Source organism: Acinetobacter sp. ANC_7635 (assembly GCF_056779945.1).
Genome location: NZ_JBWYIS010000004.1, coordinates 1 through 25,373 on the forward strand (window position 1 = coordinate 1; position 25,373 = coordinate 25,373).

At 40.4% G+C, this 25,373-nt stretch carries 21 protein-coding genes and 1 tRNA gene; 18 read left to right on the forward strand and 4 right to left on the reverse strand.

The features are described 5' to 3' along the window. The 11 genes from AC1M89_RS06650 to AC1M89_RS06700 all read left to right on the forward strand — a co-directional run. Positions 1–836 (forward strand): elongation factor Tu (locus AC1M89_RS06650; protein WP_481611912.1); only part of this gene is annotated, 836 nt, incomplete at its 5' end. 47 nt (positions 837–883) lie between these two features. Then, positions 884–959, forward strand: a tRNA-Trp gene (locus AC1M89_RS06655). Between the two features lie 77 nt (positions 960–1,036). Beyond that, complete coding sequence (secE, locus tag AC1M89_RS06660; RefSeq protein ID WP_035265936.1) at positions 1,037–1,477, forward strand: preprotein translocase subunit SecE; 441 nt, start codon at positions 1,037–1,039, stop codon at positions 1,475–1,477. A 7-nt stretch (positions 1,478–1,484) separates the two neighbouring features. Then, positions 1,485–2,018, forward strand: a complete 534-nt coding sequence (gene nusG, locus AC1M89_RS06665) for a transcription termination/antitermination protein NusG (RefSeq protein WP_035265938.1) — start codon at positions 1,485–1,487, stop codon at positions 2,016–2,018. A gap of 115 nt (positions 2,019–2,133) precedes the next feature. Then, positions 2,134–2,562: a 50S ribosomal protein L11 gene (gene rplK, locus AC1M89_RS06670; RefSeq protein ID WP_004813566.1), complete on the forward strand. Its 429-nt coding sequence runs from the start codon at positions 2,134–2,136 to the stop codon at positions 2,560–2,562. Between the two features lie 3 nt (positions 2,563–2,565). Beyond that, positions 2,566–3,261, forward strand: a complete 696-nt coding sequence (gene rplA / locus AC1M89_RS06675) for a 50S ribosomal protein L1 (protein ID WP_035265940.1) — start codon at positions 2,566–2,568, stop codon at positions 3,259–3,261. Between the two features lie 301 nt (positions 3,262–3,562). After that, positions 3,563–4,069, forward strand: coding sequence for a 50S ribosomal protein L10 (gene rplJ / locus AC1M89_RS06680; RefSeq protein ID WP_035265941.1), 507 nt, complete (start codon positions 3,563–3,565; stop codon positions 4,067–4,069). Positions 4,070–4,120: 51 nt separating this feature from the next. Next, positions 4,121–4,492, forward strand: a complete 372-nt coding sequence (gene rplL / locus AC1M89_RS06685; RefSeq protein WP_035265942.1) for a 50S ribosomal protein L7/L12 — start codon at positions 4,121–4,123, stop codon at positions 4,490–4,492. A gap of 305 nt (positions 4,493–4,797) precedes the next feature. Next, positions 4,798–8,886: a DNA-directed RNA polymerase subunit beta gene (gene rpoB / locus AC1M89_RS06690; RefSeq protein WP_481590119.1), complete on the forward strand. Its 4,089-nt coding sequence runs from the start codon at positions 4,798–4,800 to the stop codon at positions 8,884–8,886. A 144-nt stretch (positions 8,887–9,030) separates the two neighbouring features. Then, positions 9,031–13,224 carry a DNA-directed RNA polymerase subunit beta' gene (gene rpoC, locus AC1M89_RS06695; protein WP_035265945.1) on the forward strand — a complete coding sequence of 1,398 codons (4,194 nt, stop codon included), beginning with the start codon at positions 9,031–9,033 and terminating at the stop codon, positions 13,222–13,224. Between the two features lie 197 nt (positions 13,225–13,421). After that, positions 13,422–13,778 carry a DNA transfer protein p32 gene (locus AC1M89_RS06700; protein ID WP_481592362.1) on the forward strand — a complete coding sequence of 119 codons (357 nt, stop codon included), beginning with the start codon at positions 13,422–13,424 and terminating at the stop codon, positions 13,776–13,778. A 62-nt stretch (positions 13,779–13,840) separates the two neighbouring features. On the opposite strand, the gene AC1M89_RS06705 is transcribed toward AC1M89_RS06700, so the two are convergent. Further along, the gene (locus AC1M89_RS06705; RefSeq protein ID WP_481592361.1) at positions 13,841–14,329 is read right to left on the reverse strand and encodes a DUF4442 domain-containing protein; all 489 of its coding nucleotides are present in this window, start codon (positions 14,327–14,329) and stop codon (positions 13,841–13,843) included. 124 nt (positions 14,330–14,453) lie between these two features. Here AC1M89_RS06705 and AC1M89_RS06710 point away from each other — a divergent pair, with 124 nt between their 5' ends. The 6 genes from AC1M89_RS06710 (at position 14,454) to AC1M89_RS06735 (ending at position 20,682) form a co-directional block, all read left to right on the forward strand. After that, the gene (locus tag AC1M89_RS06710) at positions 14,454–15,332 is read left to right on the forward strand and encodes an alpha/beta fold hydrolase (protein ID WP_481592360.1); all 879 of its coding nucleotides are present in this window, start codon (positions 14,454–14,456) and stop codon (positions 15,330–15,332) included. Between the two features lie 92 nt (positions 15,333–15,424). Beyond that, positions 15,425–16,795 (forward strand): Na+/H+ antiporter family protein, encoded by a 1,371-nt coding sequence (locus tag AC1M89_RS06715; protein WP_179998816.1) that lies wholly within the window; start codon positions 15,425–15,427, stop codon positions 16,793–16,795. 309 nt (positions 16,796–17,104) lie between these two features. Continuing rightward, entirely contained in the window at positions 17,105–17,689 is a 585-nt protein-coding gene (locus AC1M89_RS06720; protein ID WP_481597494.1) for an OmpW/AlkL family protein, read from the forward strand. A 131-nt stretch (positions 17,690–17,820) separates the two neighbouring features. Next, entirely contained in the window at positions 17,821–18,168 is a 348-nt protein-coding gene (locus tag AC1M89_RS06725) for a lysozyme inhibitor LprI family protein (protein ID WP_481587405.1), read from the forward strand. Positions 18,169–18,260: 92 nt separating this feature from the next. Next, a complete protein-coding gene (gene htpG, locus AC1M89_RS06730) occupies positions 18,261–20,180 on the forward strand; it encodes a molecular chaperone HtpG (RefSeq protein ID WP_180028982.1) in 1,920 nt (639 codons plus the stop codon). A 220-nt stretch (positions 20,181–20,400) separates the two neighbouring features. Further along, positions 20,401–20,682: a hypothetical protein gene (locus tag AC1M89_RS06735; RefSeq protein ID WP_481614053.1), complete on the forward strand. Its 282-nt coding sequence runs from the start codon at positions 20,401–20,403 to the stop codon at positions 20,680–20,682. A 61-nt stretch (positions 20,683–20,743) separates the two neighbouring features. Here the strand turns inward: AC1M89_RS06735 and AC1M89_RS06740 are convergent, their stop codons facing one another. After that, entirely contained in the window at positions 20,744–21,940 is a 1,197-nt protein-coding gene (locus tag AC1M89_RS06740) for a hypothetical protein (RefSeq protein ID WP_481592357.1), read from the reverse strand. Positions 21,941–22,368: 428 nt separating this feature from the next. Next, positions 22,369–23,082 carry a DsbA family oxidoreductase gene (locus AC1M89_RS06745; protein WP_035265969.1) on the reverse strand — a complete coding sequence of 238 codons (714 nt, stop codon included), beginning with the start codon at positions 23,080–23,082 and terminating at the stop codon, positions 22,369–22,371. Between the two features lie 299 nt (positions 23,083–23,381). On the opposite strand from AC1M89_RS06745, the gene AC1M89_RS06750 reads away from it, so the two are divergent. Then, positions 23,382–24,176: a hypothetical protein gene (locus tag AC1M89_RS06750; RefSeq protein ID WP_481592356.1), complete on the forward strand. Its 795-nt coding sequence runs from the start codon at positions 23,382–23,384 to the stop codon at positions 24,174–24,176. A 54-nt stretch (positions 24,177–24,230) separates the two neighbouring features. Here AC1M89_RS06750 and AC1M89_RS06755 read toward each other — a convergent pair whose 3' ends face one another. Beyond that, entirely contained in the window at positions 24,231–25,226 is a 996-nt protein-coding gene (locus tag AC1M89_RS06755) for an Lnb N-terminal periplasmic domain-containing protein (RefSeq protein WP_481614054.1), read from the reverse strand. Positions 25,227–25,373 lie beyond the last annotated feature (147 nt).

Consider the following 25,373-nt stretch of genomic DNA (forward strand, 5'->3'; position numbering starts at 1 on the left):
ACATCCTTCTTTCTCGCCAAGTAGGTGTTCCATACATCGTTGTATTCTTAAACAAATGTGACCTTGTAGACGACGAAGAGCTTCTTGAGCTAGTTGAAATGGAAGTTCGTGAACTTCTTTCTACTTATGACTTCCCAGGTGATGACACTCCAGTTATCCGTGGTTCTGCTCTTGCTGCACTTAACGGTGAAGCTGGTCAGTTCGGTGAAGATGCAGTTGTTGCTCTTGTTGAAGCGCTTGACACTTACATCCCAGAGCCAGAGCGTGCTATTGATAAAGCATTCTTAATGCCAATCGAAGACGTATTCTCTATTTCTGGTCGTGGTACAGTGGTAACTGGCCGTGTAGAAGCTGGTATCGTGAAAGTAGGCGAAGAAGTTGAAATCGTAGGTATCAAAGACACAGTTAAAACTACAGTAACTGGCGTTGAAATGTTCCGTAAACTTCTAGACGAAGGTCGTGCGGGCGAGAACTGTGGTATCTTATTACGCGGTACTAAGCGTGAAGACGTACAACGTGGTCAAGTACTTTCTAAACCAGGTGCGATCAAGCCACACACTAAATTCGATGCAGAAGTATACGTACTTTCTAAAGAAGAAGGTGGTCGTCACACTCCATTCCTTAACGGTTACCGTCCACAGTTCTACTTCCGTACAACTGACGTAACTGGCGCGATTCAATTGCAAGAAGGCGTTGAAATGGTTATGCCTGGTGACAACGTAGAAATGTCAGTAGAATTAATCCACCCAATCGCAATGGACCCAGGTCTACGTTTTGCGATCCGTGAAGGTGGTCGTACAGTTGGTGCTGGTGTTGTTGCTAAAGTAACTGCATAATAGAAGTACAAACGAAAACCGAGAGTTTCGATTCTCGGTTTTGTTATAGGTCAGTAGTTCAATTGGTAGAGCGTCGGTCTCCAAAACCGAATGTTGGGGGTTCGAGTCCCTCCTGGCCTGCCAAATTATTTTTGATAAAAAGCTTGATGCTGGCTAAACTGGTCATATAATAAGTCGCGAATTCAACGACGAGTACAAAAATGTCGAATGATAAATCGCGTGACGCATTAAGCGACGCGCCAATTCCTCAAAGAAACAATTCCGCTGAAGTCGTTAAATCTGGTTCACCAGTTGACGTGATTTTATGGATTATTGCATTGGCATTACTTGCTGGTGCACTTATGGTAAATCAACATCTTCCAGCATATTGGGTTCCCGCAAACAATATTTGGGTGCGTGTTGGGGTAATTTTGGCTTGTATCGTTGTGGCTTTAGGTTTATTATACGCCACCCATCAAGGCAAAGGCTTTGTTCGTTTGTTGAAAGACTCACGCATTGAACTGCGTCGAGTGATTTGGCCAACAAAGCAAGAAACAGTAACTGCATCATGGCAAGTGTTACTTGTTGTTGTAATCACCGCTATTGGTTTATGGTGTTTTGATTACATTATTAGTTGGTTGATGAAGTTTATTATCGGGTAAAAGAGCTATGAAACGTTGGTACATTATTCATGCCTATTCAGGTTATGAAAAACAAGTGATGCGTTCGCTTAATGATCGAATCCAGCGTAGCGCTGTTGCCGATAGCTTTGGTGAAGTCCTTGTTCCTACCGAAGAAGTGGTAGAGATGAAGGATGGTAAGAAACGTAAGTCAGAGCGTAAATTCTTTCCAGGCTATGTGTTAGTTGAAATGGAAATGAATGACGATACTTGGCACATTGTTAAAGAATGTCCAAAAGTGCTCGGATTTATTGGTGGTACGGCAGAAAAGCCTGCTCCAATTACGCAAAAAGAAGCTGACGCGATTCTTGCACGTGTACGCAATACTGGCGAAGCACCTCGTCCTAAGACAATGTTCGAGCCAGGCGAAGAATTATTGGTTACTGATGGTCCATTCACAGACTTTAAAGGTGTGGTGGAAGAAGTTCAGTACGAAAAGTCACGCTTAACGTTGACGATTAATGTATTCAATCGACCAACTCAAGTTGAATTGGAATTTCGACAAGTCGAAAAAACAATTTAATCTGAATTGGTTGAAAACGCCCGATTTTATTAATCGGGCATTGTTGTTGTAACGGTATCGTTACTTGTAAATATTGGGGAGCCTTAATCGGCGTTTGTACCCAGAGGTAATTGAAATGGCTAAGAAGATTGACGGCTATATCAAGCTGCAAGTTCCAGCTGGTAAAGCGAATCCATCTCCACCAATCGGTCCTGCACTAGGTCAACGTGGTGTAAACATCATGGCATTCTGTAAAGAATTCAATGCTGCTACACAAAAACTTGAAGCTGGTCTTCCGATTCCTGTAGTGATCACTGTGTACAACGACAAGTCGTTCACATTTATCATGAAAACTCCGCCTGCTGCTATTCTTCTTAAGAAAGCTGCTGGTATCCAAAAGGGTTCAGCTGTACCTAACAAAACTAAAGTTGGTAAGTTGACTCGTGCTCAATTAGAAGAGATCGCGACTACTAAAGAACCAGATTTAACTGGTGCTGACTTAGACGCGCGTGTACGTACCATTGCTGGTTCTGCACGTTCTATGGGCTTGGAAGTGGAGCTTTAAGACATGGCTAAATTAACTAAACGTCAAAAAGCGATTGCAGCTGCTGTAGAAGCGAACAAAGTTTATACTTTGGAAGAAGCTGTAGCAGTACTTTCTAGCCTTCCAGCTGCTAAATTCAAAGAATCTTTGGATGTAGCTGTAAATCTAGGTGTTGATCCTCGTAAATCTGACCAAGTTGTTCGTGGCGCGACTACACTTCCTGCAGGTACTGGTAAAACTGTACGTGTAGCTGTGTTTGCTCAAGGCGCTGCTGCTGAAGCTGCTAAAGCTGAAGGCGCGGACGTAGTTGGTTTTGATGACCTTGCTGAAAGCATTCAAGCGGGTAACCTTGACTTTGACGTAGTGATTGCTGCTCCAGATGCAATGCGCGTTGTAGGTAAGTTAGGTACAATCCTTGGTCCACGTGGCTTAATGCCAAACCCTAAAGTGGGTACTGTAACTCCTGACGTAGCAACTGCAGTTAAAAATGCAAAAGCTGGTCAAGCACGTTACCGTGTAGACAAAGCGGGTATCATCCATGCTGCGATCGGTCAAGTAGGTTTCACTGCTGAAGCTGTTCGTCAAAACGTTGAAGCTCTTGTAGCTGACCTTAAGAAAGCAAAACCTGCAACTTCTAAAGGTGTTTATATCAAAAAGATCACTTTAAGCTCAACTATGGGTCCTGGTCTTACTATTGATGTAACTAACGTTTCTAACTAAGTTTAACTTAGACAGAATTTTAAAGCCCTGAGTAAGATTTGAAGCGCTGCTTCAAATCTTACGCAAGATACCGGTTTTGGATTTCTTGCGAACTTAGGCAAACTTTGAATTGGTAAATGAGAATTTATCAGCGTCAAAGACCTCAGGCGAGGGGAGTTTTATGCTTCGCTCTTAATATTCCAGCCTGCGTAGACGCGGTGGTGTGATTTAGTTCATCCTCCGCGTGTTGACTCAGTGATGAGTTAACGAACTGGGAGTGTACTTCGCGTGAGTACATAAATCACCGTTAGGAGGTTTTACAATGGCTCTTCTTATCGAAGACAAAAAACAGATCGTAGCTGAAGTTAACGCTGTTGCTTCTACTGCTTTCACTGCTGTTGTTGCTGACTACCAAGGTTTAACTGTTGAGCAATTAACTGCTCTTCGTGTTGAAGCGCGTAAACTAGGTGTTACTACACGTATCGTGCGTAATACTTTAGCTAAACGTGCTCTTCAAGATACTCAGTTCGATATCTTGAACGACAACCTTGTTGGCCCAACAATTTTAGCTTTCTCGACTTCTGAAGACGACATGGGCGCAGCTGCTCGTTTGTTTGAAGAATTTGCTAAAACTAATAAAGCATTTGAACTTAAAGCTGCTGCATTCGATGGCAAGGTTTATCAAGGTGCTGAAGTTAGCGTAATCGCGAACCTTCCGAACCAAGAAAAAGCGCTTACTATGCTTGCAAATGTTCTTCAAGCTCCTATTTCGAAATTGGGTCGCCTTATTACTGCGCTCAAAGAGAAAAACGAGTCAGAAGCTGCTTAAGCTTAATAAATCAATTTCCACACCATTCAATATCCATTTGGAGTTATTCTCATGGCTTTAACTAACGAAGAAATCTTAAACGCAGTTGCTGAAAAAACTGTTCTTGAACTTGTTGAACTTATCTCTGCTTTTGAAGAGAAATTCAATGTATCTGCTGCTGCTGTAGCTGTAGCTGCTGCTCCAGGTGCTGGCGCTGCTGCTGCTGAAGAACAAACTGAATTCAATGTAGAGTTGACTTCTTTCGGTGCTAACAAAGTTGCTGTAATTAAAGCAGTTCGTGAAGCTACTGGTCTTGGTCTTAAAGAAGCTAAAGATTTAGTTGAAGGCGCTCCAGCTCTTCTTAAAGAAGGTGTTTCTAAAGAAGAAGCTGAAGAACTTAAGAAGAAACTTGAAGAAGCTGGTGCTCAAGTTACTGTTAAGTAATTTCGCCATGGGGTCATTATTAATTTGACCCCAAAAATTGGCTGATGGCTCTTGGGTCATCAGCCTTTTTGCGTTACAATTATCGGCTCGATTTTTGTTAACTTGATGTAAAAATCATCAATACTAACTATAATTGAATAAAATCAAACGCTTACCAATATTTTTCCATGTTTAAAAATATTGTTAAGCGTTTTAATACCACTGAACATTGCAGCATTTGAACAAAGTGGTGGTCATATCGACCTGCGTAATTCCTTCTAGACCCGTTCTGCAGGCGGGTTTAGTTTACTTTCCGAGGACTCCAGATGGCATACTCATATACCGAAAAGAAACGGATCCGTAAGAATTTTGGTAAATTGCCCCAAGTGATGGATGCTCCGTACCTGCTCGCGATTCAAGTCGACTCGTACAGAACGTTCCTTCAAGATGGCAAAACACCAAAAAACCGCGAAGATATCGGTCTCCAAGCCGCATTTCGTTCAGTTTTTCCAATTGAAAGTTATTCTGGGAATGCTGCTTTAGAATTCGTTGAGTATAGCCTTGGTAAACCAGAGTTTGACGTTCGCGAATGTATTCTTCGTGGCTCAACTTATGCGGCACCAATGCGCGTAAAAATTCGTTTGATCATTAAGGATCGCGAAACGAAATCAATTAAAGACGTACGTGAACAAGAAGTGTACATGGGTGAAATGCCACTTATGACACAGAATGGTACGTTCGTGATCAATGGTACTGAGCGTGTAATCGTATCTCAATTACATCGTTCACCTGGTGTGTTCTTTGATCATGACAAGGGTAAGACGCATTCAAGTGGTAAGGTGCTTTATTCAGCACGTATCATTCCTTACCGTGGTTCATGGTTAGACTTTGAGTTTGATGCTAAAGATTTAGTATACGTTCGTATTGACCGTCGTCGTAAGTTACTTGCGACTGTGATTCTTCGTGCCTTGAACTATACAAACGAACAAATTCTAGACATGTTCTATGAAAAGGTTCCTGTATATCTAGACATGGGCAGCTATCAAATTGACTTGGTTCCAGAGCGTCTGCGTGGCGAAATGGCACAATTTGATATCACAGACAATGACGGTAAGACAATCGTTGAGCAAGGTAAACGTATTAATGCGCGTCATGTTCGTCAAATGGAAGCTGCAGGCTTAACTAAACTTCCAGTACCTGATGAATATTTATATGAGCGTATTACTGCTGAAGATATTACATTACACAATGGTGATGTGATTGCTGCAAACACGGTTCTTAGCCATGAAGTTATGGTTAAAATCGCTGAAGGTGGCGTTAAGCAATTTAACGTACTTTATACCAACGATATCGATCGCGGTTCATTCGTAGCTGATTCATTACGTGCTGATACGACTTCTGGTCGTGAAGAAGCACTTGTAGAAATTTACAAGGTAATGCGTCCAGGTGAGCCACCAACGAAAGAAGCTGCAGAAAACTTATTCAATAACTTGTTCTTCTCTTCTGAACGTTATGATTTATCACCAGTCGGTCGTATGAAGTTCAACCGTCGTTTAGGTCGTCCTTACGAAGTGGGTACAGATCAGAAGTCACGTGAAGTTGAAGGTATTCTTTCAAACGATGACATCATTGACGTATTAAAAACACTGGTTGAAATCCGTAACGGTAAAGGTGAAGTCGATGATATCGACCACCTAGGTAACCGTCGCGTACGTTCTGTTGGCGAAATGACAGAAAATCAATTCCGTGTTGGTCTAGTTCGTGTTGAACGTGCTGTGAAAGAGCGTTTATCACAAGCAGAGACAGATAACTTGTCTCCACAAGACTTGATCAATGCAAAACCAGTAGCGGCTGCAATCAAAGAATTCTTTGGTTCAAGCCAGTTATCTCAGTTCATGGATCAAAACAACCCATTGTCTGAAATTACACACAAACGTCGTGTATCAGCATTAGGTCCAGGTGGTTTAACACGTGAACGTGCGGGCTTCGAAGTACGTGACGTACATCAAACTCACTACGGTCGTGTTTGTCCAATTGAAACGCCTGAAGGTCCAAACATTGGTTTGATCAACTCATTATCTGTATATGCGAAAGCGAATAGCTTTGGTTTCTTAGAAACTCCATATCGTAAAGTTGTTGATGGCCGTGTAACGGATGAAGTTGAATATTTATCAGCAATTGAAGAAGTAGGTACTGTGATTGCACAGGCCGATTCTCAATTGGATAAAGATGGCAACTTAACAGAAGAGTTCGTATCTGTTCGTCACCAAGGTGACTTCGTACGTATGCCGCCAGAAAAAGTAACGCACATGGACGTATCTGCTCAGCAGGTTGTTTCTGTGGCTGCGTCACTGATTCCATTCCTTGAACACGATGATGCGAACCGTGCATTAATGGGTTCAAACATGCAACGTCAGGCTGTTCCTACGCTGATTGCTGACAAGCCTCTTGTTGGTACAGGTATGGAAGCGAACGTGGCGCATGACTCAGGCGTGTGTGTGATCGCGAAACGTGGTGGACGTATTGAATACGTAGATGCATCTCGTGTCGTTATTCGTGTGAATGAAGATGAAATGGTTGCGGGTGAAGCAGGTGTAGATATCTACAACTTGATCAAGTACACACGTTCGAACCAAAACACATGTATCAACCAAAAAGTGCTTGTGAACCTAGGCGACAAAGTTGGTCGTGGTGATGTACTTGCTGATGGTCCATCAACTGATGGCGGTGAATTGGCACTTGGTCAAAACATGCGTGTCGCGTTCATGACTTGGAACGGTTATAACTACGAAGACTCGATCTTATTATCTGAGCGTGTTCTTCAAGAAGATCGTTTGACGTCTATTCACATTCAAGAACTCTCTTGTGTCGCGCGTGATACTAAACTTGGTTCAGAAGAAATTACTGCTGATATCCCGAACGTAGGTGAGGCTGCACTTTCTAAGCTTGATGAATCAGGTATTGTCTATATCGGTGCTGAAGTAACTGCTGGCGACATCTTAGTTGGTAAAGTAACACCTAAGGGCGAAACGCAGTTGACTCCTGAAGAAAAATTGCTTCGTGCAATCTTTGGTGAAAAAGCAGCTGATGTGAAAGACTCTTCACTTCGTGTTCCATCTGGTACGAAGGGTACAGTTATCGACGTTCAAGTGTTTACTCGTGATGGTATCGAGAAAGACGAACGTGCTCAAGCGATTGAAAAAGCTCAACTTGATGCATACCGTAAAGATTTGAAAGAAGAATACAAAATCTTCGAAGAAGCTGCACGTGAGCGCGTTGTACGTTTGTTGAATGGTCAAGAGTCTAATGGCGGCGGTACAACAAAACGTGGCGATAAGTTAACTGATGAAGTTCTTTCAAATCTAGAACTTGTTGATCTACTTGATATCCAACCAGTAGATGAAGGCATCGCGGAGCGTTTAACTCAAATTCAAGTATTCTTGAAAGAGAAGAGTCTTGAAATTGATGAGAAATTCGCTGAGAAAAAACGCAAGCTTTCTACAGGTGATGAGTTAACAACTGGCGTATTGAAAGTTGTTAAAGTTTACCTAGCAGTAAAACGTCGTATTCAGCCTGGTGATAAGATGGCGGGTCGTCATGGTAACAAAGGTGTTGTATCAAACATCTTGCCAGTTGAAGACATGCCACATGATGCGAATGGTGTTCCAGTAGATATCGTATTGAACCCACTAGGTGTACCTTCACGTATGAACGTGGGTCAGATTCTTGAAACTCACTTGGGTATGGCTGCGAAAGGTCTTGGTGACAAGATCGATCAAATGTTGAAAGAACAACGTACTGTACTTGAACTTCGTGAATTCTTAGACAAGATTTACAACAAAGTTGGTGGCGAGCAAGAAGATCTTGATAGCTTAACTGATGATGAAATCTTGGCACTTTCAGGCAACCTCCGTAAAGGTGTTCCACTTGCAACACCAGTATTTGACGGTGCCGAAGAAGGTCAAATCAAAGAGTTATTAGAACTATCTGGTCTTTCACGTACTGGTCAGACAGTACTGTATGATGGCCGTACTGGTGAACGTTTTGACCGTCCTGTAACTGTAGGTTACATGTACATGTTGAAATTGAACCACTTGGTTGATGACAAGATGCATGCGCGTTCTACAGGTTCTTACTCGCTTGTAACGCAACAGCCGCTTGGTGGTAAAGCACAATTCGGTGGTCAGCGTTTCGGTGAGATGGAGGTCTGGGCACTCGAAGCATATGGCGCAGCTTATACGCTTCAAGAAATGCTGACTGTGAAGTCGGATGACGTTGAGGGTCGTACCCGTATCTATAAGAACATTGTAGATGGTAACCATTATATGGACCCAGGTATGCCTGAATCGTTCAACGTATTGACCAAAGAGATCCGTTCTTTAGGTATCAACATTGAACTGAAAAATGGTGACTAAATCCCCCTCAATCCCCCTTTGATAAGGGGGAGACTAACCCCTCTTTAAAAAAGAGGGGTTAGGGGAGATTACCAATTCAGTTAAAAAACAATATTTGTGACCCAGTTGTGAAGTGAAAATCTCCACAACACACGGAGAAAAAAATTGAAAGACTTGCTCGATATCATGCGCAAAAAGACGGATTCAGACGGTCATGCTCCTGTAGAGTTTGATCGCATCCGTATTGGTCTTGCGTCACCAGAAATGATTAAGTCATGGTCTCATGGTGAAGTTAAAAAGCCAGAGACAATTAACTATCGTACGTTCAAACCTGAACGTGATGGTTTATTCTGTGCCAAAATTTTTGGTCCAGTAAAAGATTACGAATGCTTGTGTGGTAAATACAAGCGTATGAAATACAAAGGTGTCATTTGTGAAAAATGTGGCGTTGAAGTAACAACTGCGAAAGTTCGTCGTGAGCGTATGGGTCACATTGAGCTTGCTTCACCAGTTGCACACATTTGGTTCTTAAAATCACTGCCTAGCCGTATCGGTCTTCTTTTAGACATGACGCTACGTGATATCGAACGTGTATTGTATTTCGAATCTTACGTTGTAACAGATCCTGGTATGACGCCATTTGAGAAATACCAACTTCTGAATGACGAAGAATACTTCACAGCATTAGAAGAGCACGGTGATGAATTCACTGCGAAAATGGGTGCTGAAGCAGTTCAAGATTTGTTGAAAGACATCGATCTTGAAGCTGAGATTTCTCGTTTACGTGAAGAAATTCCAAATACAACTTCTGAAACGAAGCTTAAGAAAGCATCTAAGCGTTTGAAGTTAATGGAAGCGTTCAAAGAGTCGAATAACAAACCAGAATGGATGGTGTTGACTGTACTTCCAGTACTTCCACCAGATCTTCGTCCGCTTGTACCACTTGAAGGTGGTCGTTTCGCGACATCTGATTTGAACGATCTTTATCGTCGTGTGATTAACCGTAACAACCGTTTAAAGCGTCTTCTTGATCTAGCTGCTCCAGATATCATCGTACGTAACGAAAAACGTATGTTACAAGAGTCTGTAGATGCATTGTTAGATAACGGTCGTCGTGGTCGTGCAATTACTGGTTCGAACAAACGTCCTCTTAAATCTTTGGCAGACATGATCAAAGGTAAACAAGGTCGTTTCCGTCAGAACTTACTTGGTAAGCGTGTTGACTATTCTGGTCGTTCGGTAATTACTGTAGGTCCTACTTTACGTCTTCACCAATGTGGTCTTCCTAAGAAAATGGCACTTGAGTTATTCAAGCCGTTTATTTTCGCGAAATTACAAGCGTCTGGCCAAGCAACTACCATTAAAGCTGCGAAGAAAATGGTTGAGCGTGAGACTCCAGAAGTTTGGGACGTTCTTGCATCTGTGATTCGTCAACATCCAGTGATGTTGAACCGTGCGCCAACACTTCACCGTTTAGGTCTTCAAGCATTTGAACCTGTATTGATCGAAGGTAAAGCGATCCGTCTACACCCACTCGTATGTGCTGCGTTCAACGCCGACTTCGATGGTGACCAAATGGCGGTACACGTTCCATTAACACTTGAAGCTCAATTAGAAGCTCGTGCGTTAATGATGTCAACGAACAACATCTTGTCTCCAGCAAACGGTGAACCAATCATCGTTCCATCGCAAGACGTTGTCTTAGGCTTGTATTACATCACGCGTGATGCAATCAATGCCAAAGGTGAAGGCATGGTGTTCGCGGATACTCACGAAGTAAACCGTGCGCTTGCAACAGGTCAAGTTGATTTACATGCTCGCGTTAAAGCTCGTGTACATCAAACTGTGATCAATGAAAATGGTGAGCGTGAGCAACAAACGATTATCGTTGATACAACGCCAGGCCGTTGTTTACTTTGGGAAGTTGTGCCAGAAGGTTTAAGCTTCGAGCAAATCAACGTTGAGATGACCAAAAAGAACATCTCTAAATTGATCAACTCTTGCTACCGTAAGCTTGGTTTGAAAGATACTGTTATTTTTGCTGACCAATTGATGTACCTCGGTTTCCGTCAAGCAACACGTTCAGGCGTGTCTGTTGGTATGGAAGACATGGTGATTCCACCTGCGAAGTATTCAATCATCGAGAAAGCTGAAGTTGAAGTTCGTGAAATTGAGCAACAGTTCGAACAAGGTTTCGTAACTGCCGGTGAACGTTATAACAAAGTTGTCGATATTTGGGCACGTACAAATGACCAAGTAGCGAAAGCGATGATGGATAACTTGTCTTACACGACTGTTAAGAACAAACAGGGCGAAGATGAGAAACAAAAATCATTCAACTCCATCTACATGATGTCTGATTCTGGTGCCCGTGGTAGTGCAGCACAGATTCGTCAGCTTGCAGGTATGCGTGGTTTGATGGCAAAACCGGATGGCTCGATTATTGAGACACCAATTAAAGCGAACTTCCGTGAAGGTTTGACCGTACTTCAGTACTTCATTTCAACACACGGTGCACGTAAAGGTTTGGCCGATACAGCATTGAAGACAGCGAACTCGGGTTACTTGACACGTCGTCTTGTAGACGTAGCGCAAGACTTAGTGATTACTGAGCCAGATTGCGGTACTTTTGACGGTCTCGTAATGACGCCATTCATTCAAGGTGGTGATGTTATCGAGAACTTAGGTACTCGTGTGCTTGGTCGTGTATTAGCTGAAGATGCGAAGCGACCAGGTTCTGATGAAGTAGTACTGCCACGTAATACACTCATCGATGAGAAACTTGCAAACTACCTAGAAGAGCAAGGTGTCGATGAAGTTAAAGTGCGTTCAGTAGTAAACTGTGCATCTACTTTTGGTGTATGTGCGAAATGTTATGGTCGTGACCTTGCACGTGGTCACTTGGTGAATCCAGGTGAATCAGTGGGTGTAATGGCTGCTCAATCCATTGGTGAGCCAGGTACACAGTTAACGATGCGTACATTCCACGTGGGTGGTGCTGCGAGCCGAACTTCTGCTGCGAACAGTGTTCAAGTACGTAATGCAGGCTTTGTCCGTTTCCATAATGTGAAGACAGTTCAACACGCTAAAGGTCACTTAGTGTCTGTTTCTCGTTCTGGTGAGATTGGTATCACTGATGACATCGGTCGTGAGCGTGAGCGTTATAAACTTCCTTACGGTGCCTCAATCTTGATTAAAGATGGTGGTGCGGTAGAAGCTGGCGGTATTGTAGCGACTTGGGATCCGCATACGCATCCATTGGTAACAGAAGTTGCTGGTAAAGCACGTTTCAGCCAAATCGCTGATGGTGTAACTGCAACCTCGAAAACAGATGATGCAACTGGTATGACGACAGTTGAAATTTTACCTGTAACGTCTCGTCCAGCTTCTGGTAAAGACTTACGTCCAGCGATTGTATTAGATACAGTTGATGGTGGTGAACAGTTCTACTTCTTACCACAAAATACAATTGTGACTGTCCGAGATGGCGAAACAATTGGTGTGGGTGATGTAATTGGTCGTGTACCTCAAGAAACTTCACGTACTCGTGATATTACCGGTGGTCTTCCACGTGTAGCTGACTTGTTTGAAGCACGTAAGCCGAAAGAACATGCGATCCTTGCAGAAGTTTCAGGTGTTGTAAGCTTTGGTAAAGAAACTAAAGGTAAGAATCGTTTGGTGATCACACCGGATGATGGCTCAGAGATTTACGAAGAGTTAATTCCTAAGTGGCGTACGATTAACGTGTTCGAAGGTGAGCATGTGAACCGTGGTGAAACGATTTCTGATGGTCCGCAAAACCCACATGACATCTTACGTTTGAAAGGCGAAGTTGCACTTACGAACTACATCGTGAATGAAGTTCAAGACGTATATCGTCTCCAAGGTGTAAAAATCAACGATAAGCACATTGAAGTCATCGTACGTCAAATGTTGCGTAAAGTTGAGATCATCGATGGTGGTGATACAAGCTTCATCAAAGGCGAGCAAGTGGATTACATCCGTGTTGTCCAAGAAAACCAAGCAGTACTTGCTCAGAACAAGTTCCCTGCGAAGTTTGAACGTCAATTGATGGGTATCACGAAAGCTTCACTTTCTACTGACTCGTTCATTTCTGCTGCATCGTTCCAGGAAACAACACGTGTGTTAACTGAAGCTGCTGTAACAGGTAAAGAAGATGATTTACGCGGTCTAAAAGAAAACGTGGTTGTTGGTCGCTTGATCCCAGCGGGTACAGGCTTGGCTTACCACTTAGAGCGTCGTCGTCAAGAAGCAGAAGCTGCTGAGCACGAATTGGTTAATGACTTCTCTGAAGTTGACCAAGCGTTCTCACAAGCATTAAATGAAGATCAGTTTTAATCTAAACTGAATTAAGAAGGCACCTACGGGTGCCTTTTTTTATTGAGTTTGATAATGTGAATTTGAGGCTAAATATCTATTTTGAAAAAAACTCTTTACAAATAGCATCATTTTCGCGTTGTCTTGTAACAGAAATTGAAAATTTTATTCTCTAGATCGCGATATGCTTATATAAATAGACAAAGAGGGACATCAAGATGAAAAAGTTAACAGCTGTCATGGCGATGGCAACCGTATCTACAATGCTACTTGCAGGTTGTGAAAGCATGACGCCGAATCAACAGCGTATTGGTGCAGCTGCTGCAGGTGGCGCACTTGGTGGTGGTGTTGGTAATAATGTTGGTGGTGGTGTTGGTGCAACGCTTGGTGGTGGTGCAGGTGCCGCTATAGGTAGTAAAGCTCAAGGGGGCTCAGATCGTAATGCCACTTATAGTGGTGTAGGCGGTGCAATCGGGTCTGCAGTCGGTAAAAGTATTTTTGGTGGTAACTCTGGCGCTGCAATTGGTGGTGCAATTGGCGGCGGTGCAGGAGCAGCGATAGAGCAAAAGCGATAGAACAAAATAATCGTTAATTTGCTAAAGTGATAAAAAAAAGCGCTCATAGAGCGCTTTTTTTATTAACGGAAACGTGTGGCTTTTGCCTTCTTGCGACGGATATACACAGTTTTGTGAACTTCTGCGATCCGTAAGCCTGATTCATCCATAATATTCACAGTATAGCTACGGTAAACAGGAGCATGATTGCTAGCGAGCTCTTTGATGAGTTGTATTTCACTGGAATCAATGCGGATATCTGCATAAACAGTGCTACGACCAGGAGTTAAAAAATCGATGCTTGCAGCCTTATCCCAAACAATATATTTATCACCTAAGTGATACATGAGTAATGTCATATAGAATGGGTCAACCATAGAATAAAGGCTACCGCCAAAGTGGACACCCACAATATTTTTATTTTTTCGTGTAAGTGGCATTTTTACACGAATATGATGATTTTTTAAGTCGATTTTATCGATAGTAATGCCTGCGCCTTGAAAGGGTGCAAAGCTATTAAACATATACTTGGAGATTAACGGAATTGTCGTTAGCTTTTTCAAAATACTCATTTAGGTCAATTATTTTTATTTCATTAGTTAGCATACTAAAGTACAAAAAATATTCTGGCATTGATCGAAAATCATCGTAGACCAAGAAAACGGTCAATCAATAACAAAAAAGGTTGAGCATATTATGCAATTTGAATCGCATTGGATTAACACGACAGATCAACAAAAACTCTATGCTAAAACATGGGGAGATCGGAATAAGCCGGCATTGGTGCTTGTGCATGGTTATCCAGACAATCAAGAAGTATGGGAACCAATCATTTCGAATTTAATCGAAGATTATTTTGTTGTAACTTATGATGTGCGTGGCGCTGGTCAATCGAGCTTACCGAAAAAGATTCGCGCTTATGCATTAGCTCAACTGTCTTTGGATTTGGAGAGTGTGGTAAATCGTCTGTTGCCAAATCGAAACTTTCATGTGGCAGCACACGATTGGGGCTCAATTCAAACATGGGAATCCGTAACAGAATCTAAATTTAAAGGTCGTATTCTTTCATATACCACTATATCTGGACCATGCTTGGACCATGCTGCTTATTGGATGCGTGAACAATTCAAACATCAAAAACCAAAGTTCTTTAAGCAATTGATTAAGTCTTGGTACATCGTACTATTTCAGCTACCCGTAGTTGCACCGACGATGTGGAATTTTCTCAATCCAGATCGCTGGGGCAAAATATTTGAAATTCTTGAAGATACAAAAGGCTTACCTGTAAACCAAAATATCTCTAAGGATGGTGAGTATGGTGTGGCACTGTATCGGGCAAACTTTATTCCACGTCTAATGATGCCTCGTCAACGTCATGCGATTTGCCCCGTTCAAGCGGTAGTCTTAAAACGCGATAAATATGTAAGTCCAGAGTTGATTGACGAAATTCCAAAATGGGCGACAGGTTTTGAACGTGTTGAGGTAGATGCGAATCACTGGGCAGTTTTAAGTCGTGCACAAGAGATCGCATCGTATATTAAACAATTTGCAAAAAAAAATGCGCAAGGCGAATAGAATCTGACGAGTGAAGGTTTCAACCCCTGATGAGCAGATTTATTACAAACAAATTCTGATAAAATAGTTTTTTTGTCTGATTCCTATTTCTTATGTTTGCAATTCTTGCTGCCATTGGGGTCATGTTTGGCCTCTCTTTGGCTCGTGTGCCTGTGGTATTTGCACTGATCATTGGTGCTGTAACAGGAGGCCTATTGGCTGGTCTTGGTTTACAAGGCACTATGGAAGCGTTTAATGGTGGTTTGGGCAAGGGTGCCCAGATTGCTTTAGCTTATGGTGTACTTGGTGCATTTGCCTTAACTTTGGCTCGTTCAGGTTTGCCAGATCTTCTAGCATATAAAATGATTAATTCACTTAAAGGTGAGGCTAATCTTAAAATACAAAATCGTGTCAAATATGCCATCTTTGCAACGGTTGCAATAGCGGCTGTTTGTTCTCAAAACGTAATTCCCGTGCATATTGCTTTTATTCCTGTATTGATTCCACCATTATTGATGGTATTCAACCATTTAAAGCTTGATCGACGATTGGTTGCATGTCTACTCACATTTGGTTTATGTGCAACTTATATGTTGATCCCAGTCGGTTTTGGTGCAATTTTCCTAAATGATATTTTAGGTCAAAACATCAATACTTTTGGTGAACCACTTGGCTTCCAAATTGATTATGATCAAATCCCTTCTGCGATGGCGATTCCTGTGTTTGGGATGTTCGTAGGTTTATTAATCGCAGTGTTTTATAGCTATCGTAAACCACGAGAATATCGTGACATTCATGTCGAAGAACAACCACAAAGCATTTCGGGTGAAATGGGTGTTCAAGAAGGTTCTGCGAGACCGGAGGTTTCTAAATTCACGATTTATATGGCGGGGGGTGCTGTTTTAGCAACGCTTGCAGTGCAATTGTATTCTGATTCGATGATTTTAGCTGGTTTAGTCGGTGTGGCGATCCTAAGCTGTGCAGGTATTTTCAAGTGGAGAGAAGCTGACGATGTCATCATTACTGGTATGCGTATGATGGCACTCGTGGGTTTTATTATGATCGCAGCACAAGGTTTTGCAGCCGTGATCGGCGCTACTGGTCAGGTTCCGACTCTAGTGGAAGCTTCAGTCGCATGGATTGGTGATAGTCAAGGTTGGGCAGCATTCTGGATGTTACTCATCGGGTTGTTAATTACACTAGGTATAGGATCATCATTCTCCACAGTGCCAATTCTTGCAATCATTTATGTCCCATTATGTATTCAGTTTGGTTTTAGTCCAGCAGCAACAATTGCGCTCATAGGTACTGCTGCAGCTCTAGGTGATGCAGGCTCTCCAGCTTCAGACTCGACTTTAGGTCCAACATCAGGTTTGAATATGGATGGTCAACATGACCATATGAAAGACAGTGTGATTCCGACATTTATTCATTTCAATATTCCATTGATGATTTTTGGTTGGATCGCGGCAATGGTGCTATAACTATATTTAAAAAATGATTGAATAAAAGGCGATTAATATAATCGCCTTTTTTATTTTAAATCAGATTAAAGTAGTGGGTTTAAATAAAAAAATCCCGAGTAAAATAATATGATTAATAATTTATTTAAAATAATTGATGATTTTATAATTGACTAAATTAGTATGATTTAAAATAAATTATCATTGTAATCAATTGTTTATAAATACAATGTATTTTATTTAAATTTTAAGAGTTGCATATTAATTTTTGACATGTTTATTATATTTAAATAGTGGTTTATTTAGATCAATCTTCCAGAGGTTATAATAATGTTAAATAAAATTGCACTGATTGTTTTGCTTGGAATGTCTGCAAATGCACTGGCAGGAGAATGGCAACTTAAGTTAGGTGCATCTGCAATTTCTCCAACGCAAGATACCGCTGTGGCCTCTCTAGGAGGAGCTAAAGTGGAAGCCGATGATGAATTTGCTTTTACCCCTTCGGTGGAATATTTCTTTAATGATCAAATTTCTGCTGAATTATTATTAGCCACACCAGTTCGCCATGATGTTTTGATTAATGGCGCTGATGCAGTGACGATTAAACATTTACCACCAACACTGACTGCGAAATATCATTTTAAAAATAACTCGGGATTTACACCTTATGTTGGTCTTGGTGCAACAGCATTTATTGCTTGGGATGAGCAAGGCGTTCAAAGTGTAAAAGAAGATTTTGGTTATGCAGCGCAGTTAGGTTTCAATTTCCAACCAGCTGATGCAAAAAACTGGGGTGTATTCGCTGACGTACGTTATGCAGATTTGAACCCTGAAGTGAATGTAGATGGAACAACAAAGTTCAAGCTAGATATAGATCCAGTCATCTATAGCATTGGTTACAGCTACAAATTCTAAAAATAAAGTTGCGCCTAGCCCTATTATTCAATAGGGCTTTTTTTATGTGTTGTACTATAACAGGTAGAAAATACCATATAAAAAAACAATTTTTTTCAATAATCTAGAAAGCTCATAACCGAGTAGTATGCATGAAGAACCAATTCATAAAACTCATCATTGTACTGGCTGCATGTGGAAGTGTTCCAGTATTTGCAGCGAGTTTTGATTGCAAAAAGGCGCAGTCCGAAACTGAGAAAGCTGTTTGTGAACATCGTATCCTGAATGATGCAGATGTTAAAATGGCTACGACTTATCAAATTCTACGTCGTTTAGTACCGATGGGAATGCGATCAATCATTCAGAATGAACAAGTCAAATGGCTGGAATTACGTGATCAATGCCAAGCAAATTTGCAATGCTTAAATCATGTCTATCAAATGCGTCAGCAAAAACTAGAAATACATCTTGATCGAATTTACAAACAAGGTCCTTTTTAAAAAAATTTAATTTTGACCATTGAAAAAATTAGAAGCTACACCATTCATTAAGCATTCAAAAAAATTGTTTTGATGTGTTTAAGGAGTAGTTTATGAGCGAGCAGAATACACAAAAACATAGTTTCCAAGCGGAAGTTGCTCAGCTTTTACATTTAGTAACGCATTCACTTTATTCAAATCCAGAAATTTTCCTTCGTGAGCTAATTTCAAACGCTTCAGACGCATGTGATAAATTACGTTTTGAAGGGATTAATCATCCTGAATACTATGAAAATGATCCAGATTTACGTGTACGCGTACAATTGGATAAAGATAATAAAACCATCACCATTTCAGACAACGGTATTGGTTTAAGCCAACAAGAAGCTATTGATAATTTGGGTACGATTGCTAAATCTGGTACTAAAGACTTTATGTCTAAATTAACCGGTGATCAAAAGTCAGATGCACAGTTAATTGGTCAGTTTGGTGTCGGTTTTTATTCTGGCTTTATTGTCGCTGATAAAATCACAGTTGAATCACGTCGTGCAGGGGCTGAAGCTTCAGAAGGTGTACGTTGGATCAGTGGTGGTACAGGCGAATTTGAAGTTGAGCAAATTACGAAAGAAGGTCGCGGTACAGATATTATTCTACACTTGCGTGAAGACGCATTAGATTATTTGCAAAGTTATAAAGTAAAGCAAATTATCAATAAATATTCAGACCATATCAGTTTACCAATTCAAATGGAAAAAGAGGTATGGCAACAAGAAGAAGCAGCTGAGGGCGAAGAAGCGAAACCAGGCCAGTATGTCAAAACGGGTGAATGGGAGGCGATCAATTCTGCCAGCGCATTGTGGACACGTAGTAAGAATGACATTACTGAAGAACAGTATATTGAGTTTTATAAAAACTTAAGTCACGACTTTGAAGCACCGATTACTTGGGCGCATAACCGTGTAGAAGGGAGCACTGAATATACGCAATTACTGTATATCCCAAGTAAAGCACCGCACAACATTTTCTCACGTGAAGCGAAAGCAGGTATCAAGCTCTATGTGAAACGTGTCTTCATCATGGATGATGCAGATAATCTCATCCCGAACTATTTACGATTCGTTCAAGGTGTTGTGGATAGCGCAGACTTACCGTTGAATGTGAGTCGTGAATTACTTCAAGAAAGTCGAGATGTTAAAACCATCCGTGAAGGTAACACACGTCGAATCTTAACAACTTTAGATACTTTAGCTAAATCTGAAGATGAAGCAGATCAAGAGAAATTTAAGAAGTTTTATGCTGAGTTTGGTTCTGTCTTAAAAGAAGGTTTGGGTGAAGATTTCACCAATCGTGACCGAATTTTGAAGCTTCTACGCTTTGCAACTTCAAACAATGATGAGGTCACCACTTCATTGGCTGACTACAAAGCAGCAATGAAAGAAGGTCAAAAGGCGATTTATTATGTAACGGCGGAAAGCTTAGCTGCTGCTAAAAACTCGCCACAACTTGAGTTATTCAAGAAAAAAGGCATCGATGTTCTGCTAATGACTGAACGTGTAGATGAATGGGCAATGGAATTTGTTCATGAGTTTGACGGGACACCAATGCAGAATGTCGCAAAAGGTGCTGTCGATTTAGGTGATTTACAAGATGCTGAAGAGAAAAAAGCATTAGAAGCGGCGGCTGAGCAGTTTAAACCTGTGGTTGAAAAGCTGTCTGAGTCATTAAAAGACAAAACCAAAGAAGTGCGCGTAACCACTCGTTTGGTTGATTCTCCAGCGTGTCTGGTGACGGGTGAAGGCGAGTTGTCTCCACAGTTGATTCGCATGTTAAAACAGGCAGGTCAAGCAGTCCCAGAAAGCAAGCCAATTTTAGAGATTAACCCTGAGCATCCATTGGTGAAAAAGTTGGATGGTTCAGCACAATTTGATGATCTTGCAAATGTGATTTTTGATCAAGCGATGATTGCGGAAGGTGGTTTACCAGAAGATCCAGCTGCATATTTAAAACGCATTAACAGCTTATTATTGAAATAAGCGCATATTTTAAATTGTGATCGAAAGCCTATCTTCGGATAGGCTTTTTTTATGCAGCGCCGTCGTAGGATGTAAAAGGAACTATTTAAGCTTTGGGTTAAACTAGATAAATTTTTTCGATGTTGATGATAAAAAAATACGTCCAAGTTTCGATTTGCAAAACATATTAAATAATAATAATTAATCTATAATAGCGATCATTAAATATTGGGAATATTCTATGAAAACTTCAATGATGCTCGCATTTAGCATGTTTTGTCTGAGCTTAACCAATGTCACTTATGCAGAACAAGATGTGAAGAAAATTGTTCGAAATGATCGTGTAACCGTAGTGAAGCACCAAATTCCACAATTTGATATTAATCCTTTTGTGGATAGTAAACGTATCGCACGCACAGATCGCGTCGGTTATGTTTTACCTAAAACTGAAGCTGAAGCGTCTCCTAAAAAAACACGTATTACACGTAATAATCGTATCGTGATTCAAAAGCCTGTCATTTGAGAATCTAAGATCCAAAAAAAGCCCATCAGTGATGGGCTTTTTTTATGACTATTATCGAGCGCTAAAATCTAGCTTCAAGACGAACTAAAGCACGAGGATAGTGTGATCGATCTTCACGCTTGTCATTAAAATAGTTAAGATCACCTTGAACAAAGAACCATTCGCGGAATAAGGGTTGGCGCCACGAAACAAAAGGTCCCCAACTGTTCATACGTAAATCATCGTTGTTGTAATAACCACCCACATACATACCGTAGTTAAAGCGGTTATCATGGAAAAACTGATGTTGGCGATAGGTACGATTATCCCAAGTCCAATCATCATCTTGCTCATCCGCATAAGTTAGATAAAGCTGATTTGAAATAAACGCTTCATTTGGACGTGCATGCGTGAGTTCCAAATTGGTTCTTAGATAATTTTCGCTATCTATACCATAACGATAGATTTGTTCAGCATGAAAGGAAAAATCATTCCCGAGAGTCCAATCTTTTTTTGCCTTCAAGCGGGCATAAATGTCATCTCCAGATCGAATACCTAAGTCAGCATCTAAATCGAAAGGTAACTTATCAGATAGTTGTGACCAACGTAATGCGATCGAACTGTTATCTTCACGGATTCGCTTAGTGTCGACATTTTTGTCGGGATCAGCAGCGGGATTTTCATTGGTAATGGCAATATTGTTGTCAATTTCATTATCCAGTGAATCATCACCAAAGACTAAACTTAATTTACGCTCTAAGGTTGGTAAGTCGATTTTACCGCGTATACGTGGCTTGAATTCGTAATCATCATACTTATTCCATTTATTATCAAAGATTACACGTAGCGTTGCTTTGGCGGTTTCATCTTCATAACCTTCACCAAACCAACCATCGATTCGCTGAGCGGTTCGGTCTGCCCAGTGGCGAATCGATTTTTGACGTCGGTCAATCCATGATAAATCTTCAGTCGCTTGGGTCGGGGCGTATATTCTTTTATTGGATTGTTCAGGGAATAGTGTGGGGGTTGAATCTACCATGCGAGGAACGTAGTTAATCCAACCTAAGCTATTTTCATCCGATGTTGGCCAATCTTTTTTTTGAAATTCTAAAGGATAGTCTAAAGTAGGGAATTCGCTACTGACACTGATTTCATCTGTTTGATAAGGATCAGTCAAGTGATCTATCTGATCTTGGCTATACACGAAAGTACTTAAAAAGCTACAACTTAAGACAAGACTTAAGGTTGACGGTTTGAACTGCTGCATGATTCTTTTCATATTCGCTCTAAGTCATTTTCATTGTTAAGCCGCTGAATTTATTTATAAAATTAAAAATGGGCTTAAGCATCGTGATATTATTAAAAATCAATGTTTGATCTATTCTAATGAATTGTTCAACAAAATTCACAATAAACAACAATGAATTTAAAGTGATTTAAAATTGGAACAGATAATGAGAAGACTTGAAACTGAAATAATTTTATTAAATGATTGTTTTATAGATAAAAAAAGACCTCCTTGGGGAAAGAGGTCTATAAAAATTTACCATGTATAGAGTCATGCAGTGAATCTATACATGAAGTATATTCAGTTCCGATTCACTTGAATAGGCTTGTTTATGCAACGCTGAATTCTATTTTTATAACAGTCTAAATATGGCTTAAGTCATGCAACCTTAAGCCAGTATTTAGGTTCTCGAAGATGTTTTATGATTTACTTGGTGGCACGTCACAATGTTCATCAGTACAAGTTTCTGCATCTTCAACAGTGGGTTGATCTGTTTGTTCATTGGCAGTCGTTAATACTTTGTTGATCACATCTTGGAAGACTTGAGTCGGTTGAGCACCAGCCAAAGCCACACGCTGATCGAATACAAAAAATGGTACGCCAGTCACTTTTAATTGATCACGTGCAAGTTCTTCATCAAATTGGACAAAATCGGCATATTGATCAGAATCCAAAATATCATCCACTTCAACTGGATTTAAACCAATGCGCGAAGCAACATCTTCGAGGGTTTCACGCTCGCCAATGGCTAAACCTTGGGTCATATAGCTATAAAAAAAGGCTTCTTTTGCTTCCGAACCCAATCCTAAGCTTTGTGCATGATGAATAATTCGATGGGCGTTGAATGTATTTCCTGAGTTGGCATTTTCCCAATTGAACTCGATGCCTTCTGCTTTTGCCATTTCCGCAATATTGCGTTGCATTTCTTCAACTTCAGCGACAGTACGCCCATATTTTAATGCTAAACGTTCGCTATTTGAGACTTCTTGACGTGGCGGTGCATCAGGATCTAGCTGAAAACTGTGCCAATGGACTTCAAGTTCTACACCAGTTGCAGCTGCTGCTGCTTCTAAACGTTTTTTTCCGATATAGCAAAAAGGGCATACTACATCTGACCACACATCTACACGCATAAAAAATCTCTAATCATCATTTATGAATCTATAGTGTGGGCAATGACAACAAAATTAAAGGTCTAAATCTGAAACGCAGAGTTTCAATCCGATATATTTCTGTCGAAAATATGAATTTTGCGTAATAAATTATTGAAACTTGATCACAGAATCACGAATAAATCGACAAAATCACAGCAATATCCACTAAATTCATTCCTATTTCTGCTTAAAAAATATGCTATACAATACACATCATGTGCTTGTCATTGTTCGCAAGTGATTCATTACTCAAACAAAAAAAAGGATAGGAGTTTGAGATGCGCGGAATTTTAGCGGTGGTTATCGTCATAGTGACCTTATTATTTGGTTATTGTGCCTACGCCCAAAATGAGAAAAATGATGAAGTGCAACGTCAACAATTTGATTTGGTGATGACGGAAAAAATTGAGCAGCTTTATGTTCAAGCGAAGGATTGGAAAACCCCTCTGAATTTTAAAGTTGAAGATGAGCGTTTGGATGGTGACTATAAAGTACTTTCTGAATTTATTTTGAAGTATTGGGTAGACAATATTGAATCACGAAATATGTATTTACGTGAGTTAGATCAAGCCAAGTGGGATGAGTTTCTGAACGTTCGTCGCCTAGAATTAGATAAAAAGAATAAATATCAAAACACCGAAAAGATGTTTGTCCAAGTGAAGAAAATTCAATCTGAATATCAAATGCGTGACCAACAAATTTATGCGACAGCTTTACAAGCGCTTGATGCTTTGGAGATGAAATCAGACTTGCGTGAGCCAATGAAAGAAAAGTTAAAATTCAGCCGACAGCATAATAATGATCAAGCTTTGTTTGCTTTAGAACTTAAGATCACAAAAAAAGCTGAAGAAATGTTTGAGTTTTTGAAGAATCATGACTGGCAACGCCGTAACGAAATGATCCTATTTAAAAGTGATCTCAGTGTGAATCGCTTTAACGAGTTATATCGCGAATTAAATCAATTACAACGCGAAATTGATCAGTTAAAAAATCAAAATGCCGAAGTGATTGAAGCACAAACAGTGAATCAAAGTCCAAGTTCAGAGCCTGCTGTTCAGGAAGAAACGCAATAAACAAACTTTCTTGGTTGTTTCTTTCAGCGTGGTTATAAACAATGGACGCATGCTTTACTCACGGAGTAAGGCAGAAAAGGCTTTACTTGAAAGTAAATGTACATCATGAACATGCTCAATTTTAGGATTAATATGTGCTTTTTCTTTCCATTGATTTAAAGTAATACCATTATCGAGGACTTTTTTGTCATATAAATAGTTTGGAATTAAACCTGGCAATGTCACGCGATAATCTCGTGGAATTTGTCCTACTGCATGTTCTAATAAATCAAACAAGATGGTCGTACAATTACTAATATAGGTGTTATACCAAACTGGGGTATGATTTAGCCGATTGGCTTTGTTCAGGAATTCTAAAAAAAACATCTGAATTTCGGTTTGATTCATTTGAATTGGATAAATATAGACATCTTCTTCGCGAATATTTGAGCGGGTATAAATCAAATCATTTTCATCACCTACGACCAGTGCTAATTCATACTGCCGAAAAAAACCGCCAATGGTGGAGAAACCTTCATCCTTTTCCTGACGAACTTCTAAAGAAAATGCGAGATGTTCGCCATCATCAAAACCAAATGTAATAAAAACATGCGCAATAGGACCTTGCATAAAATGAGATACCACTAAATCTATACGATCTAACTTTTCTAAATCGTATTGTCGTGTTTCCCATCGCGTCACGTAGTCTTTATCACTGTGCCAAATAAAATTTCTGACATTCTGTAATTCCACTTTGCCATCTTTGAATTGGAATTGAATAATTTTGTCGGTTTCATCCTGCCAAACGCGATCATTGCGTGGTTCTAAGGAAAAAAAGCTAATAATAGTAATCAAAAAAATAATCAAATACGCCCATGTGAAATAGGGCTTATAGCTTTGTTGCTTGAAATGGAATATCCCTGTAATGATGGCAAGTCCAACCCAAAACAAGATCAGTACATAAGTGAAAATGGCATTAACAGGCTGATGTGTCCAGATGAATAAGATTGCCCAGAGTGATGTGAGACATAAAAATATAACGAGTAGGCTGTTTTTTATTTTAGTTTTCATGGCTGATGGATATGTATGAGTTTTCTATTTTTATAATGAATTGAAGTTAAGCTTTGAAGTCCATATTTGTAAAATCAGTCCGAGTCTTGAAATTCAGTTACTTAGCAAAACTTTTAAAAAACACTTGAAACCATTTATCTGAGTACT

Bases quoted from the DNA above. Each gene is read 5' to 3' on its own strand.
- AC1M89_RS06710 (WP_481592360.1), top strand. From the start codon at position 14,454: ATGCAATTTGAATCGCATTGGATTAACACGACAGATCAACAAAAACTC.
- htpG (WP_180028982.1), top strand. From the start codon at position 18,261: ATGAGCGAGCAGAATACACAAAAACATAGTTTCCAAGCGGAAGTTGCT.
- AC1M89_RS06725 (WP_481587405.1), top strand. From the start codon at position 17,821: ATGAAGAACCAATTCATAAAACTCATCATTGTACTGGCTGCATGTGGA.
- secE (WP_035265936.1), top strand. From the start codon at position 1,037: ATGTCGAATGATAAATCGCGTGACGCATTAAGCGACGCGCCAATTCCT.
- AC1M89_RS06720 (WP_481597494.1), top strand. From the start codon at position 17,105: ATGTTAAATAAAATTGCACTGATTGTTTTGCTTGGAATGTCTGCAAAT.
- AC1M89_RS06705 (WP_481592361.1), bottom strand. From the start codon at position 14,329: ATGAGTATTTTGAAAAAGCTAACGACAATTCCGTTAATCTCCAAGTAT.
- AC1M89_RS06715 (WP_179998816.1), top strand. From the start codon at position 15,425: ATGTTTGCAATTCTTGCTGCCATTGGGGTCATGTTTGGCCTCTCTTTG.
- rpoB (WP_481590119.1), top strand. From the start codon at position 4,798: ATGGCATACTCATATACCGAAAAGAAACGGATCCGTAAGAATTTTGGT.
- AC1M89_RS06750 (WP_481592356.1), top strand. From the start codon at position 23,382: ATGCGCGGAATTTTAGCGGTGGTTATCGTCATAGTGACCTTATTATTT.
- AC1M89_RS06740 (WP_481592357.1), bottom strand. From the start codon at position 21,940: ATGAAAAGAATCATGCAGCAGTTCAAACCGTCAACCTTAAGTCTTGTC.
- AC1M89_RS06745 (WP_035265969.1), bottom strand. From the start codon at position 23,082: ATGCGTGTAGATGTGTGGTCAGATGTAGTATGCCCTTTTTGCTATATC.
- AC1M89_RS06735 (WP_481614053.1), top strand. From the start codon at position 20,401: ATGAAAACTTCAATGATGCTCGCATTTAGCATGTTTTGTCTGAGCTTA.
- AC1M89_RS06755 (WP_481614054.1), bottom strand. From the start codon at position 25,226: ATGAAAACTAAAATAAAAAACAGCCTACTCGTTATATTTTTATGTCTC.
- rplA (WP_035265940.1), top strand. From the start codon at position 2,566: ATGGCTAAATTAACTAAACGTCAAAAAGCGATTGCAGCTGCTGTAGAA.
- AC1M89_RS06700 (WP_481592362.1), top strand. From the start codon at position 13,422: ATGAAAAAGTTAACAGCTGTCATGGCGATGGCAACCGTATCTACAATG.
- nusG (WP_035265938.1), top strand. From the start codon at position 1,485: ATGAAACGTTGGTACATTATTCATGCCTATTCAGGTTATGAAAAACAA.
- rplL (WP_035265942.1), top strand. From the start codon at position 4,121: ATGGCTTTAACTAACGAAGAAATCTTAAACGCAGTTGCTGAAAAAACT.
- rplK (WP_004813566.1), top strand. From the start codon at position 2,134: ATGGCTAAGAAGATTGACGGCTATATCAAGCTGCAAGTTCCAGCTGGT.
- rplJ (WP_035265941.1), top strand. From the start codon at position 3,563: ATGGCTCTTCTTATCGAAGACAAAAAACAGATCGTAGCTGAAGTTAAC.